The organism is Streptomyces sp. NBC_00568, from assembly GCF_026341855.1.
GTDB lineage: Bacteria > Actinomycetota > Actinomycetes > Streptomycetales > Streptomycetaceae > Streptomyces.
This window is the reverse complement of record NZ_JAPENW010000001.1, coordinates 7,280,207-7,294,656: the sequence shown is the minus strand read 5'-3', so window position 1 is coordinate 7,294,656 and position 14,450 is coordinate 7,280,207. Positions and strand designations below refer to the sequence as shown.

The window sequence follows — 14,450 nt, the reverse complement described above, 5'->3', positions numbered from 1 at the left end:
CCGGCCCCGTGGCCGCCGTCCCAGGACGGCGGCCGCGGGGCCGTGTCCGCGCTCGCGACACCGATCGCCACCCGATGGACCGCCCGGCTCTGCCGCTGCCGTGGTGACGACCTCACCACCAGGGCGTTCAAGCCGCCTGCAGAGCGCCGGCTGCCGCGTCGATGTACGTCTTGACGGCGTCGGCGATGAAGTCGCGGCTGTCGGCAGGATCGAGCGCCCGCGCCTGGAGGTGGTCGTGCATCGCGCTGTAGTGCTGCACGTCGGACGGCTTCTCCAGGTAGAGGCCGCTGGTGAACCGTTCCACGTACACCACCGCGTCGGGGCTGTCGGCGAAGGCCAGGATGGAGAACTGCCCTGACAGGCTCGGATGGGCGCCCACCGTGTAGGGCAGGACCTGCACGGTGATGTGCGGCTCGCCGCCGAATGCGTTCAGGTGCTCCAGTTGCTCCCGCATGGTCTCGGGACTGCGGACGACGCGGCGCAGTGCCGCTTCGTCCACGACGGCCCGCAGGCGCAGCGGGCAGGCCGGGTCGTAGATCCGGTGCTGACGGCGCAGGTGCACCTTGAGCCGCGTGGCGGTCTGTTCGGCAGTGAGCAGAGGGATCGTTTCCCCGATGACGGCCTGCGCGTAGGCGGGGGTCTGCAGCAGGCCTGGGATCACTGTGGGCTCGTAGGTACGGATGGCGGCGGCGTCCGTCTCCAGGCCGATGTAGACGCTGTCGGAGAGGTCGCCGTAGCGGTGCCACCAGCCCCGCTGGCCGGATTCCCTGGCCATCTCCATCAGCGAGTCGATGACCTGCTGGTCCGTCACCGCGTAGATCGCGCACAGGTCGCGTACGTCGCGGGGGCTGATGGTGCGGTTGCCGTTCTCCAGATGGCTGATCTTGGGCTGGGAGACCATGAGCCGCTCGGCCACTTCTGTGCTCTTCAGCCCACTGGCCATCCGGAGCCGGCGAAGCTCGGCTCCGAGACGGCGCCTTCTGACGGTGGGATTGGTCTTCGCCGCCACGCGCGGTGTACCTCCGGTTCCAAGTCACTGTGCTGGAACGCAGGTTGCCACGGGACAAGGACTGTTGATCACGTGCCATGCCGTCGTGATCACAGGCGGCCGATACGGACTCTTACGCTGGCAATTGCCTCAAGTTCAAGCAGCACGACAGGCGGATGAGGCGAACTCGCTCCGCGCGCGGGTCAGACGGGAGCGCCGAGGGCGGGACAGTCGGTGTAGCCGGTGGAACCGCCGGTGCACAACGCGTACTTGGCGCGGACGGCGTTGCCGGGTGCCCGCCGGTGCGCATCCGTGCGGCAAGGTGGAGCCGTCCTCGGCCGTGCGAGAACGGCGCCGCGCCAGGAGCCGCGCGGAGACGAAGCGGCGTCGGCAGTGGTCGTCGCAGCCGTGTACACGCATCACACGATGCGGGCGCGGCTCCGGCGCGTAGGACCCGTCGGCGGCATGCGTGCAAGGCCACGCCGCCGACGGTTGACTCGCCTGCTGGCTGTACTGCCCGGCGGGGACCAGCGCCCCGCCGTCCGGGCGCCGCACCGACCGCCGGAGTGTGCACAGCACTCAAGGGGTCGCCTCGCTTTCGAGCCGGACCCCGGTACTCCGGGCGGTCGTGCGGCGGTTTTCGGCGGCTCGCTATTCGTGTGCCGAGGCCTGCTCCTGGAGGAGGGCGGTGATCTGGTTGACGTCGTTGAAGATGCTGATGAAACTGTCGAGGTTCTCGGTGGCGGCGCCGTTGACGCCGACGAAGAAGGTCAGCAGGCGGCCGTCGTCGGTCTGCAGGTAGCCGGCCTCGTTCTGGGCTGTGGCCGCGAGCCGCTGATTCAGCTGGTCGTCACCGATGATGGTGCCGGGCTTGGCGAAGACCTTGCCCTTGGCCGGGCAGTTCGTGGTGCAGGAGATCCCGTTCGAGCCGTCGACGCCGAGGATCGGGAGCAGCTTCCGGAAGGCCTTGGCGTCGGGGGTGTGCAGCCAGTAGGTGAGGAGCTCGACGAGGCCGTTCGGGGTGACCCGCTCGGGCGGCGTGCCGCCGCGCCCGTCGGAGAGCTGGAACTGGGTCGGGTCGACGTGCGCGACGTCGGTGAGGAAGTCGTGCTCGATCGGGAACGCGTCGAAGCAGTTCTTGCTGCCGCGTGCGACGGCCATGTTGCACAGGGCCAGGTTGGCGCCGAGGTTGTGGCTGACCTTGAGGATCAGCTTGGCGTACTGGCTGTAGGGCGGGGAGACGTACGCGGCGACGCGGTCGTCGTTGCGGTAGGAAGCCGGCAGCTGGCTCTGGGGGTTGGCGCCGGTGGGCGGCGCGGTGACGGTGACGCCGACGCGGGCGAGGGCCTCGATCAGCGCGGTGCGGCCGAAGGCGTTCGGGTCCTGGATGTTGGAGACCCGCAGCAGTGGCTGCGAACCGGCGGCGATGGTGCCGGAGAGGTGGATCTGGGTGCCGTCGGGCGAGGCGGTCACGTTGACGGAAGTGGTCCCACCGCTGGAGACCGTCTTGACGGTGGAGGTGACGTGGTACGGCGAGACCTGCGGACGCCACGACAGCTTCGCCGGCTGCCCGGGCGTGGTCGGGGTCGTCAGGAGGTCGATCAGGTTGTCGTTGAGGATGAGCGGGGTGGGCTGCGGGTTCAGCGCCGGGAGTTTGAAGATGCGGGGATCGATGATGACGTTGCCGTCGACCCTGGTGATGCCGGAGTCGCGGATCTGCCGGGCGATCTGGTTGATGCCGGCGAGCGGGTTCTCAGGGGTGAGGGTCGCGCCGGGGAGTTCGGCCTCGGTGTGGTCGATGTCGGTGTAGTCCACCGAGCCGTCGGGCTTGGTGCGCCCGCCCATGGTCAGGTCGCCCTGGGCGACCAGCGCCAGGTTCCCGTGCAGCGTCGACCCGGTACGGGTGCCGGTCGCCATCACGGGAGTGGTGAAACGGTGGTTGGGGCCGAGGGTGTGCCAGGCGGTCGAGATGGTGACCAGCTTGACCGTCGAACCGGGGACGAAGAACTGGTTCGCGAACCGGGAGTGGATCACCCGGCCGCTCTCCGGGTCCGTCTCCAGCACGGCCCACTGCGCGTGCTTGTATTCGGGCTTGTGCATGATCGCCTCGATGGCGGGCCCGAGGTCGTCGTCGTGCGCCGCCGCCGGGGGGCCGGCGGCTGCCGCCCCCGCCAGAACCACGAGTGTCGCACCAGCAGCGGACCAGGTCCGGAGCCGGCCACAGATCATCGGTCTCATGCATTCCGCCGTTTCTGGAGTCGAAGGAGCCGAGTCGAAGAAGCCCGCATCACACGGGGCCGACTCGCACGGGCCCTACTCGCCGGGGCGCTCCTGGCGGCATCGTAAGAACACGAACCGCGCACGTTCCGCTGCTCGGCGCCGTGCCGACAGCGCGTGGGACAACTTCATCCGGTCGGTCGATCGCCGAAGCCGAAGATCCCGGTCCCCGCCGATGATCACACCGTCGGAGTCCGCACAACGTGAGCCACTTGTGAAACAGACCCGAACGGTGTTGCAGAAGGCTGCGGATGGGCATGGCACTGTGTGGTTGCCGCCCGTGCTGGTCACCCCACCTCGCCGAGGTCCTTCACCCGGTGATCCCTTTCAGCGTTGCCGCTCCAGGGTGAGGATGGCCGCGGCGATTGACGTCATTCGATCCGGGCCGCATCGGGCTTTGCGGGAGATCCGCCAGGACTTCAGTGGTGCGACGCGGCGCTCAACCGGTGCCCGTGCCGCGGACAGTGCTCGGTCGACGGTTTGCTGGGGGACGTGAGGTCACGGCCCGGCGAGCGTCTGAGGGGTGCCGTCACCCACGGGCCGGCTCCCGTCGAAGGCTCGCCGCCGGCCTGGCATGCGAACACGGCGGCGCATTAACGCAGTTGGCAACGCAGGTCGATACCCGGGGTGGGACGGCCAGCCGCTGCAGCGGATTGATGGTCTGTCACCGGCCCTGCCTGCGCGCCGCGGGATCCGGCCGCGCCGCCCGATGGGCCGGGCGGCGCGGTGTCCGGCGATGTGGTCAGGCGGCGCGGCAGAGGATCGCCGGGCCGGCCGGTGCCGCGGTCTGGGTCACGGTCGCGGGTACGGGTCGGGTGGCGTGGTCGCCGGCTGCGCTCTGCGAGCGGTTGCGTGCGAAGACGACGAGGCGCAGGACCGCGAACCGTGCGAGACCGGCGAGTGCGGAGGCTGACAGATAGACGATCTGCTCGAGCATCGCGCCGGGTGCCGCCACCAGTTGCTGCAGGGCAAGCATCGCCGTGCACGTCAGCGCGAACGCGGCGGCCGCGGAGCCGGCCGACTGTGCGTGCTGGCGCCAGGTCGCCCGTACGCCCGCGCCGAAGGAGAAGCGGGCGTGCAGTTCGGTGGCCAGGAGCGTGGAGACCGTGCTGATCAGTGCGTTGGCCAGGCCCCAGGGAATCCGTGTGGCGAGGGCCGCCACGGCGAGGCTGGAGGCGAGCCCAACTGCGCCGCCGCAGAGCACGAAGCGGGCGAAGGCGGTGAGGGCGCCGGGCGCCGTCCGCTGCCGGTTCTTTACTGCCGCCATGATCCGACCCCCCTTGGCCGCTCGCTTGTGAAACCCGTACCTCTCGGCCTCCGAGGGGCCTTCAGTCCGTTGTTTCCGATGATGGAAACGCTACGTTGCCTTCACTGATTTGACAACTGATTTATTGCGCACTTGATGCATTAGTGCAGGTGAAAGCCGATTAATCGTTGCAATAAGCTTGAGCTAATGCAACAGATCCTCTCCCGATCGTTGCAATGCTTTGAAGGTGAACGCTCTTGGCGGGGACACCGCTCGGCGTACCCAGGGGCCTGCCTCGGCAGGTTCAGTCGCTTTCCCGGTAGTTCATGAACCAGTGGGTGTCGAAATAGCGGGCCAGCGTGAACGGGTGGTGCGGGTCGATGAGGATGCGGCAGACGAACTCCGCGGCCTGGCAGCCGAAGGGGACGTCCTCGCCGTCGAAGGAGCGGACCACGACGGGCCAGCGGTCGGGGTCTTCGCCGTCGGCCCTCCAGCAGTACAGGTCCTCGTGCTCCGTGCCCGCCCAGATGAGCAGGCCGTCCTCCCTGAGATCTGTCCACGGCTCCTGGTTCAGATCCAGGAAACCGTCGAAGGCGCCCTGGCCGAACGTCTCGACCATGCGCTTGTAGTCGCTCGGCAGCGTGGTGCCCAGGCGCGACTCCACCTCCGCCCAGTCCACGTCCGGCCGCCGGGCGGGCTGCGTCCAGCCGGTGATCCGTCTGAGCCGCTCCATCCAGTCGACGTCCTCGCCCTCGTCCGGAGCGGCCGCCAAGGGTTCGGGCACTTCCCTGTGAGCGACCATCAGCACCGGCCGCTCGACGCCTTCGGCGTCACGCGCCGTACCCGTGCCGACCCACTGATCCCCGTACGCCCACGCCCGTATCTTCACGGCCCGGCCCTCGAAGGGCACGAGGAGAGCCGCGCCCCTGGACTCGTCGACCGTCGGATCGGTGAAGCCGTCGAGGACGAGGGTGCGCGGGGCGCCGTACCTGCCGGCGAGCAGGTCGGTCAGGTCCTGCGGATCCAGGTCAATGGGCAGGTACATGTAGCCGTCTGCCGGGCCGAGTTGGGACAGCAGGTCGCTGACGGTCGCTTGCGTGAGCTCCATGGCGGACAGTGAAACGCACCGCACTGACAACGGACGTGCTCACAGACGTGTCCGATGTCGATTCGGGCCGTCGCGGACGGAGCGGACCGGCGGTGATGGCGTCCGGGGTCCCTCGCAGGCCGCGGTGCGCCTTCCATTGCCGGGTGGTGCGGCGGTGCGGCACCGTGGTTCGGCGGCGCTGTGGTGCGCCTACGCCGCGGGGTATCCGCCGACGGCCCGCCGGTAGGCCACGTGCCCGCCCAGCGCACCACTCACCGCGACCGCCGTCAGACCGCCCAGTGACCACAGCCTGCCCCTCGCCGAGCGACCGCGCAGCCGTGCGGCCAGGGATGCGGTGTAGAAGGCCACCGCAGCCACGTTCGTGACCGCGTGGGCCAGTCCGACCCGGGCCTGCTCGGGCGGCAGGTCCGCCCAGTCCGCCCAGCCGGCGAGCGCCGCCGGGGCGATTCCGGCCAGTCCGACGGCCGTGAGGATCGTGGGCGCACGCCGGTCGGCCGGCACGATGTCCAGTACGGCGGCCGACAGCCAGCAGCCGATCGGCACCTGTACCAGAATGGGGTGCACGGGGTGCCCCAGCGGCCTGCCCCGCAGCAGATCGCGTACGTCGCCCAGGGGAAGCGAGCCGATCCCCCGCTGCAGGCGCCGGATCGCCGGATCCGCCGCCGTCGACCGTTCGATACGGGCCAGAGCCGTCAGCCACGCGGCGGACGGCGACTCCAGGTGTGACGGGCTTCCGGGCTTCCCGGAGGTGCCGGGGACGTGTGAGTTCATGAAGAACGCGTACCCGGCATCACGCCACCGTCCCGCTACGCTCCCCACTGCACCCGAACGGCCTGTCGGCCGACGGGGGGCTCCGGTGATGACATCGCCGGAGCCTGTCTCCGGACTGCTGTCTCCGGACTGCTGTCTCCGGACTGCTGTCTCCGGACTGCTGTCGCCGGACTGCTGTCGCCGGACTGCTGTCGCCGGACTGCTGTCGCCTGGCTGCTGTCGCCTGGCCGGGCAGCGTCCTCACTCGGCCGGCGGCCGCTTGAGGCCGGCGGGGGAATCCTGCCGCCGGCGTCCCATCGCCGGCGGGTCAGGTGTCCGCCGTGCGCTGCGGTCCAGTACCGGCGCGGTGTTCTTCATTGATGCGTCGGGCTTCTTCGAGCTGGTCTTCGAGGATGACGATGCGGCAGGCGGCCTCGACGGGGGTGCCCTGGTCGACGAGTTCGCGGGCGCGGGCGGCGATGCGCAGCTGGTAGCGGGAGTAGCGGCGGTGTCCGCCCGCGGAGCGCAGCGGGGTGATGAGGCGGGCTTCGCCGATGGCGCGGAGGAAGCCCTGGGTGGTGCCGAGCATCTCGGCGGCCCGGCCCATGGTGTAGGCGGGGTAGTCGTCGTCGTCGAGTCGGCCGTACGAGTCGCCTGCCGTCATTGCACCTCTCTCGTGGAACGCGTGGAGGGGCCCTGGCGCCATTGGCGCCAGGGCCCCGAAGGAACTGCTACACCATCTGCCGGCCCTGGTACTGCGCCGGCCTCATGTTTCCGCAGACCCGACCGAGACACTGTCGGGGGTGCGGGGATCGCGGTTGCTCGACCGGAGACCACCTCACTATCGATGTCCTGCGGTACCCGGGCTCAGCCATTCCGCCCGGGCGATCCTGATGGCGCTCGGCTCCTCCGTTCTTCCCTCTGGGATCAATCCCTTACCAAGCGGACTGCTTACTGCGTACTGCTGGGGACTGCGAACTGCACTTACGGGTACTGCCTTTGCCTCAACTGCGGTCCTGCTCGCGGCGGCCCCTGATCACTGCGGGCCACCCGGTCCGGTCGTCAGTCCCGTCGCCGTCCTGCAACACGCCTGGCTTCGAAAGCTCCACCACCGCACCGTCCTGCGCACTGCAACTGCCTGTACCGCTGCCCGGCAGTTCGTGTCTGCCGGGCCCTGCCGTCTCTCTGGCTACGAGAGAAACCATAACCAGGCGATCAGCCAATGTCTACTCTCACCAACATAGATTTTCGCGTGTTCGACAACGAGGTAATCGGACTCGAACAGCGACGGAGGCGGGAGCGCAGCCATCACCACCGCTTCGCCTCGCCGGCGTGCCGGGCGTCATGGCCGGCGGAGCGGTGCGGGCACCGGGGCTTGCGACCGTCTCGGTCGCCCTCACACGGCGCCGCACCGAACGCATGCGGCCCACCCGCAAGAAATGCATGCGGCCCACCTGCAAGAAGAGAGCCCGCCATCCAGGCCGGGGCTCGCGCCGAGCGGGCTCCAAAATCGCCTGGCATGCATGGTCCGACGCCGGGTACACCGGCTGTTGCCGACGTGCGAGGAGCCGACGGCTCAAGAACTGGATCACGCAAGAGGGGGCCTGGCATGACAGTGACGAAGACGGCAGAGGCACGGACCGTTGAGCTGCCGGAGATCGCGGACCCCTCACAGGTCGCCCCCAAGGACGCCCGGCAGCTGTCCCGGCTGTTCTTCGACCGGCTCGCCGTCCTCGAAGAGGGCACGCCCGAGTACCAGTACGCGCGCAACACCCTCATCGAAATGAACCTCACCCTCGTCCGCTACGCGGCGGCCCGTTTCCGCAGCCGCAGTCAGGACGAGATGGAGGACATCGTCCAGGTCGGCACGATCGGGCTGATCAAGGCCATCGACCGGTTCGAGCTGACCCGCGAAGTCGAGTTCACCTCCTTCGCCGTCCCCTACATCGTCGGTGAGATCAAGCGCTTCTTCCGCGACACGAGCTGGGCCGTCCATGTCCCCCGCCGTCTGCAGGAAGCCCGTGTCCAGCTCGCCCAGGCCACCGAGGAGCTGCGCAGCCGGCTCGGCCGCACACCCACCGTCAAGGAACTCGCCGAGTTGATGTGCCTGAGCGAGGAAGAGATCATCGAAGCGCGAAAGGCTTCCAACGGCTACACCTCTGCCTCCCTCGATGCCGCCATCAGCTCCAGTGAGGACGGCGAAGCCGCGCTGGCGCACTTCATCGGCTCCGAGGACCACGCCCTCGAACTCGTCGAGGACTTCAGCACGCTGGCCCCCATGCTCGCCCAGCTCGACGACCGCGAACGGCGCATCATCCACATGCGGTTCGTCGACGAACTCACCCAGGCCCAGATCGGCGAACACCTCGGCGTCTCCCAGATGCACGTCTCCCGCCTCCTCAACCGCACCCTCGCCAAACTCCGCGAAGGCATGCTCACCACCAGCTGACCACCCGCTCCCCCGCCTGCACGAGCTGCGCAGCGGCCGGTCCGACGCGCCGAGCGCAGGGCGACGGGAACCGACGAGCGGCTGCCCCCACGGCACCCGGCGATGCAGCCGGGACCTGAGCCCGTGCCCCGGTTGGAGAGCAGGCGACCGCATCCCTTCGCAGCGCCGCGGGCCGAGCCCATGAGGCAGTACCGCGTCGGTGAAGGCGCATCCCAGGACGCTTCGCTTCAAGGGAACTCGTCCGTTGACATCCTCCCCCTCTTAAAAGAGGGGGATTCCAACTCAGGTGGGTTGAGGTTCACGGATACTCGAGCGGCTGGTGGCCGCTGTCATCCCTCCGGCACCGGCTGATCGCCGGGGGCGGGGAATCCCGCCCTGTCCTGCCGCGACGTTGATTGCTGCGTTGGTGTCTGCGTTGCAGGTGAAGCCGCAGAAGGAGCAGACGAACTCGGCTTGGCTCTTGCGCGAGTTCTTGTCGATCCATCCGCAGGCGGAGCAACGCAGGGAGGTGTAGGGGGCGGGGACGTCTTCGACCCGGCCGGGGGCCTTGTGTTCGGTGCGCTGCTTGAGCAGGCCCCAGCCCTGCGCGAGGATCGCCGGGTTCAGTCCGGCCTTCTGCTTGACCTGCTTGCCGGGCTGCTCGGTGGTTCCCTTGGCCGAGCGGGTCATGTTCTTGATGTTCAGCTTCTCGAACCGCACCAGGCTGTAGGAGCGGGCGAGCATCGTCGAGGTCTTCTCGCACCAGTCCTTGCGCCGGTCGGCTTCACGTGCTTTGAGCTTGGCCACCTTGGCGTACGCGGCAGTTTTGTGTCCGCTTGCCTTCGGGGCGCGTGCGGCACGTCGCTGGTGTTTACGGACCTGCGCGCGTTCCTTCACGGTGAGCTGCGGGCAGTTCAGCTTCCGCCCGTCGGAGAGGGCGGCCGTGATGTTCACGCCCCGGTCGATACCGATGACCTCGCCCGTACCGGGCGCCTCGACCGGTACGGGGATGACCGCGAACGCCACGTGCCACTGGCCGTTGCGGTAGGTGACGCGGAAAAAGTCTTCGCCTTGGGCAGTTCGGGCCGGGTGAGCCGGAAGCGGACCCAGCCGCAGCCGGGCACCTTGACCTGAGCCCACCGGCGGTTGAGTTTGTGCACCACCACGGACCGGCCCATGACCTGCTTGCCGGTCTTCGTGTTGAGCTTGGCGCTGCCGTCCTCGGTCAACTCCGGCACCCGGTCAGTGCCGATGACGCGGAATCCCTCGTGCCGGTACTTCTTGCGCCAGGTCGGCTCACCGAACCCGGACGTGAACCTGGCGCTCTTCGCCTTGGCGAAGTCCTTCAGCGCTTGCTGCTGAACGTCCGCGTTCCCGCTGCCGAGCCACTCGCTCTCGCGCCGGGCTTCGGTGAGTTGCCGGCACTGCCCGGCGAAGCCCGGCGCGGCCTTGCGGCCCGGGTGCCAGTGCGAGTGCTGCTCGACGGCCAGGTTCCACACGTACCGGGCGTGCGCGCAGTGCAGGAGCATCTGCTGCTCCTGCTGCGGCGTCGGGTACATGCGGAAACGTGACATGGGACCATTCTAGCTCCATTATGGTCCCATGAAGCATGTGAACCTGAGACTCCCCGACGATCTGCATGAGCAGGCCAAGGCCGCCGCCGAGGCTGACGACCGCTCCCTGAACTCATGGCTTGTATCGCTTGTTCGCCGCGCTGTCGCGGATGGTGAACGCCGTTCTGCCCAGGGGGCGTAACGGCTGCCTCTGCCCCGCTACGCGGGAGCTGGCATTCACCCCGGCCCTGAGCTTGTTCTTTATCTACCAAGATCTTCCCGGCTTGCCGATGGCTTTGAGGGTCTCGGGGCGTTTGACGGTCTTGCCGACGTCGTAGCGGGGTGCCCGGTGTTTGTTCTTGGCGCCGGGTGGTCGTCCGGGGCCAGTGCCTCTGGGTTTGGGAACACGGGTCGGGCAGGCGAGGTGGGCTCGGATGTTCCTGAACCCCCGGCGGACCCGGGCCGGGGTGAGCCGTCGGAGGTGGTGGGTTTCTCCCAGGGCCGGCGGAGGTCTTTGGCGAGGGGCCGGGCGAGCCGGAGCTGGGTGTGAGCGACGATCAGGATCCAGGTCCAGCGGTCCGCCGCCTCGGGAGTACGCAGTTTCGGAGTGGTCCAGCCGAGGGTCTGCTTCGCGAACCTGAAGGTGTGCTCCAGATCGAAGCGGCGGAGAAATGCCTGCCAGAAGCGGTCCACGTCTTCCGGGGTGGCGCTCGTCTTGAAGGACCATAACCACACCGGCGGCGCATCGCGGTCCTTCGACAGATGCTCGACTTTCAACCGGATCAACGTCCCCTCGACCAGGGGAAGTTCACCGTCGTGGTCGAGCCATGAGGAGCGGTGGGTGAGCCGTGGGTGGACCCGGTCCCATGCCTGGGTTTCGGCCTTGCCGTAGTTGGTGGTGTCAGTGACCGTGGTGATCGCGGGCTCGGGCCAGGTTTCCGGCTTGGTGAAGCGGAATTCCGGGCCGTGCTTGGGCGGCCGCCCGCCCTTCGGGTCGTGGACGCGAGGCGGCTTCGGCAGGCGCATGACGCGGTCGGAACGGACCCGGCCGACCAGCTCGACGGGCAGGTCGCGCAGGACCCAGGCCAGGCGAGTGACGTCGTAGCCAGCGTCCATGACGATCACGATGTCCGGGCCACCGGCCTGCCACTGGCCTGCGGCGATGAGCCGTTCGATGACACCCCGCAGCTGGGAGGCCGTGACCGCGGTCGCGTCGTCCGCCGGGCCGAGCCGGACCGCGTCCAGGATCGCGGTCCAGGACGTGGCACCCGGCTCCAGCACGGCCACGAAGGAATAGGGCCAGCCCGGAATGAACTGCGATGCCGTCTTCGCGCGGCCATAGACGTGACAGAACAGCCGGTCGGCTGAGCACGGCGCGTCCGAGCGGAGCCACGGCGACACATCGACCGCCAAGACCAGGCGCCCGCCGTCGAAACGCGGCAAGGGCAGCCCTGCCAGCAGCGTCCGAAGCCGGTCGACGTCGATCCGGCCGCGGTTCAAACCTCCGTACATCGCTCCGTGCCCGCGCCGATGCTCGGGCAGAAGGGTCAAGTCCACCGCGGACTTCACCGCACCGTCGGCACACAGCACCGCGTCCACCAACTCGAACAGTTCGTCGCGCCGGGCGGTCAGACAGTCGTAGAACTCGCCCCGGAAGCGTGACGCTTCCGCGAACGCTTCCCTGCGGACGGCATCAGGCAGCAGACTCACCCTCACGGCCTTCGTCGTGGTCACGTGCACCTTGGTCGGAGCACATGATCAGACGAAGGCCGCCCCCGCGTCCGGCGAATTCCCATGCGAGCGAATCCGTTCGAGACGCCATTCGAGCCCGTGGCACCATGTACCGCATGACGACGAACCGAAAGGTCCATGCCGCGTAGACGGCCAGGACAGATCCGTGCTGGCGCCCCCGGCAGCCACCTGACAACCGGTGCAAGGCCAGTTATCGGCGGCCTGTCTTCGCGTGCACTGTCCGAGATCGCCCGTCTCGAGCACACCCGCAACTATCTGCAGCCAGGCGATGTCAGCACAGCTGTGGGCCTGTGGAAGAACTACGTCCACCAGCCCGAGCGGGATCTGTGGCACGACTACGAGTGGGGCAACGTGCACTGGTACTGCTGCGGCAACCCCCTCGAAGCCCGAGCCCTCCTCGACACCGTGATGCAGGCCATATCACCCCGAAGTGCCCGCGAACTGCGAAAGGTTGTCAGCCGGTCAGACGCCGTCTGGGACCGTCCATCCCCGCCTTATGACGCGGGCGGTAGATAAAGAACAAGCTGAGAAGCTGTGTCTGAACCTCTTTCCACAGGTGGCAGGCCTACGACATGGGCGTGGATTCTGCTCGCCGTTCGGTTCAGCGTCGTTGGTCGCTGTTCCAAACGGCAATGGCGGCGTGCTGATCTTCAGGCGACTGCGACGCGGTCGGCGGCGATGCGCATGACCGGCAGGGGCCCGTGCTGGAAAGGTAGGACAAGCTCAGTGGTCTCTGGCCGGTAAAGCCGGGCAGCTCGGCAGACTGCCCGACCCGCGATGCGGGGCCGGGTGTGCGCCGGTTCGGGTACGGGCTGCGGCTGGGCGGTTGATCGCGGTGCGGTGTGACGGTGTGTCCGGGGAGCCGGACCCAAGGCGTGTGGCTTGATCGTCGGGCGGTCCCGCGCAGGGGCCGGAGTATCAGCCGACGTCCGTGGCGCGTCCTGGGTGCCGCGGCCCTTGCCGAGGAGCACCGATCGTGACACTGATCTCGCAGCATGCGGCATTCCAACGACGTGGAGACGCAGGCGAGGGTGGGCGGCCGCGGCGCCCGGTCCGGCGCGCCGCTCTCCTGCTCGCCACGGCGGTTCTGCCGGCAGCGCTGCTGGTGGTGCCCACCGCCACGCCCGCCGCGGCGGCGCCCGTGACCGCCACCTTCAGCGCAGGCGCCAACCAGCCCTTCACCGTCCCTACCGGCGTCACCCAACTGACCGTCACCGCCACCGGCGCCACAGGCCAGAACGCGCCTAACGGTGGCACAGGCGGGAGCGGCGCCACCGTCACCGGCACCCTGACCGCCACCCCGGGCACCACCCTGTTCGTGAACGTCAACACCGGCGGCGGCCCCAGCACCGGAAACTTCCCGGGCGGCGTCGGCGGCGGTTCCAGCGACGTCCGCACCTGCAGCTCGGCCGCCCCCGGCTGCACCCTGACCGGCAGCCCCGGCACCGACCCCCGCCTCATCGTCGCCGGCGGCGGAGGAGGCGGCGGCTACGGTTCCGCCATCGGCGACTTCCAGGTCCCCGAGGCCACTGGCGGGAACGCCGGCAACACCGGAGGCGACGGCGGCGACAGACCGCAGGGGGGCGGCGGCGGTGGCGGAGGTACCCAGACCACCGGCGGCACCGGCGGAGCCGCATGCTCGCAGAACCCAACCACCGCCGGCACCGCCGGTACGTCCGGCACCGGCGGCACCGGCGGCACCGGCTTCGGGGGAGGCGGCGGAGGCGGCGGCTGGTTCGGAGGAGGCGGAGGCGGCGGCTGCGGCCAAATCAACAGCGATGCCACGGCAGGTCCTGGTGGTGGCGGCGGCGGGTCGAACCTCGTGCCCGCCGCCGGTACCTCCGGACCTGCCACCGGGGCGGCGCAGGTGACCATCACCTACGAGCCGGTCCCCCCCACCTGCGCGACCGCCACGGCCACCATCACCGGCACCAACCGCAAGGACGTCCTGACCGGCACCCCCGGCGACGACGTGATCTTTGCTCTCGCCGGGAACGACGTGGTCGACGGACTCGGCGGCAACGACCTGATCTGCGGCGCCGACGGCAACGACACCCTCACCGGCGGCAACGGCAACGACCGCGTCGAGGGCGGCAACGGCAACGACACCCTCGTCGGCGGCAACGACAACGACACCCTGTCCGGCGGCGCCGGCAACGACGCCAACGACGGCGGACCCGGCAACGACACTCTCAACGGCGGTCCCGGGACCAACACCAACAACGGCGGAACCGGCCACAACAACTGCACCAACCCCACCACCGGAACCGGCTGCAACACCTGATCAACGATCAACAGAAGCGGGGCCCCGGCACGTCCCACGCCGCAACGGCGACCGACGTGAGGGG

11 protein-coding genes and 2 pseudogenes are annotated in these 14,450 nt (G+C 69.0%); 3 read left to right on the top strand and 10 right to left on the bottom strand.

The features are described from left to right. Window positions 1–127: 127 nt before the first annotated feature. The 7 genes and pseudogenes from OOK38_RS31735 to OOK38_RS31705 all read right to left on the bottom strand — a co-directional run bounded on the left by OOK38_RS31735 (window position 128) and on the right by OOK38_RS31705 (window position 7,033). The gene (locus tag OOK38_RS31735) at window positions 128–1,009 is read right to left on the bottom strand and encodes a helix-turn-helix transcriptional regulator (RefSeq protein WP_266766176.1); all 882 of its coding nucleotides are present in this window, start codon (window positions 1,007–1,009) and stop codon (window positions 128–130) included. A gap of 630 nt (window positions 1,010–1,639) precedes the next feature. Next, the gene (gene dacB, locus OOK38_RS31730; protein ID WP_266766177.1) at window positions 1,640–3,169 is read right to left on the bottom strand and encodes a D-alanyl-D-alanine carboxypeptidase/D-alanyl-D-alanine-endopeptidase; all 1,530 of its coding nucleotides are present in this window, start codon (window positions 3,167–3,169) and stop codon (window positions 1,640–1,642) included. Between the two features lie 423 nt (window positions 3,170–3,592). Next, window positions 3,593–3,813: pseudogene (locus OOK38_RS31725) on the bottom strand (IS5/IS1182 family transposase); the annotation flags it as partial. A 194-nt stretch (window positions 3,814–4,007) separates the two neighbouring features. Next, on the bottom strand, window positions 4,008–4,532 hold the full coding sequence (locus OOK38_RS31720) for a hypothetical protein (protein ID WP_266766178.1): 525 nt from the start codon (window positions 4,530–4,532) through the stop codon (window positions 4,008–4,010). Between the two features lie 283 nt (window positions 4,533–4,815). Further along, on the bottom strand, window positions 4,816–5,619 hold the full coding sequence (locus OOK38_RS31715) for an SMI1/KNR4 family protein (protein WP_266766179.1): 804 nt from the start codon (window positions 5,617–5,619) through the stop codon (window positions 4,816–4,818). Window positions 5,620–5,808: 189 nt separating this feature from the next. Continuing rightward, window positions 5,809–6,390, bottom strand: a complete 582-nt coding sequence (locus tag OOK38_RS31710) for a DUF2231 domain-containing protein (RefSeq protein WP_266766180.1) — start codon at window positions 6,388–6,390, stop codon at window positions 5,809–5,811. Between the two features lie 307 nt (window positions 6,391–6,697). Next, window positions 6,698–7,033 carry a MerR family transcriptional regulator gene (locus OOK38_RS31705; RefSeq protein ID WP_266849163.1) on the bottom strand — a complete coding sequence of 112 codons (336 nt, stop codon included), beginning with the start codon at window positions 7,031–7,033 and terminating at the stop codon, window positions 6,698–6,700. Between the two features lie 945 nt (window positions 7,034–7,978). On the opposite strand from OOK38_RS31705, the gene OOK38_RS31700 reads away from it, so the two are divergent. Next, a complete protein-coding gene (locus OOK38_RS31700; protein WP_266849161.1) occupies window positions 7,979–8,818 on the top strand; it encodes an RNA polymerase sigma factor SigF in 840 nt (279 codons plus the stop codon). Window positions 8,819–9,100: 282 nt separating this feature from the next. Here the strand turns inward: OOK38_RS31700 and OOK38_RS31695 are convergent, their stop codons facing one another. Further along, entirely contained in the window at window positions 9,101–9,823 is a 723-nt protein-coding gene (locus OOK38_RS31695) for a transposase (RefSeq protein ID WP_266849159.1), read from the bottom strand. Beyond that, on the bottom strand, window positions 9,748–10,371 hold the full coding sequence (locus tag OOK38_RS31690) for a helix-turn-helix domain-containing protein (RefSeq protein WP_266849157.1): 624 nt from the start codon (window positions 10,369–10,371) through the stop codon (window positions 9,748–9,750). The genes OOK38_RS31695 and OOK38_RS31690 overlap by 76 nt, the downstream gene beginning before the upstream one ends. Before the next feature lie 28 nt (window positions 10,372–10,399). On the opposite strand from OOK38_RS31690, the gene OOK38_RS31685 reads away from it, so the two are divergent. Next, window positions 10,400–10,552 (top strand): YlcI/YnfO family protein, encoded by a 153-nt coding sequence (locus OOK38_RS31685; RefSeq protein ID WP_189186684.1) that lies wholly within the window; start codon window positions 10,400–10,402, stop codon window positions 10,550–10,552. A 63-nt stretch (window positions 10,553–10,615) separates the two neighbouring features. Here the strand turns inward: OOK38_RS31685 and OOK38_RS31680 are convergent. Further along, window positions 10,616–12,060, bottom strand: a pseudogene (locus OOK38_RS31680) (NF041680 family putative transposase). 1,018 nt (window positions 12,061–13,078) lie between these two features. On the opposite strand from OOK38_RS31680, the gene OOK38_RS31675 reads away from it, so the two are divergent. Continuing rightward, the gene (locus OOK38_RS31675; protein WP_266849154.1) at window positions 13,079–14,386 is read left to right on the top strand and encodes a calcium-binding protein; all 1,308 of its coding nucleotides are present in this window, start codon (window positions 13,079–13,081) and stop codon (window positions 14,384–14,386) included. Window positions 14,387–14,450: the final 64 nt, after the last annotated feature.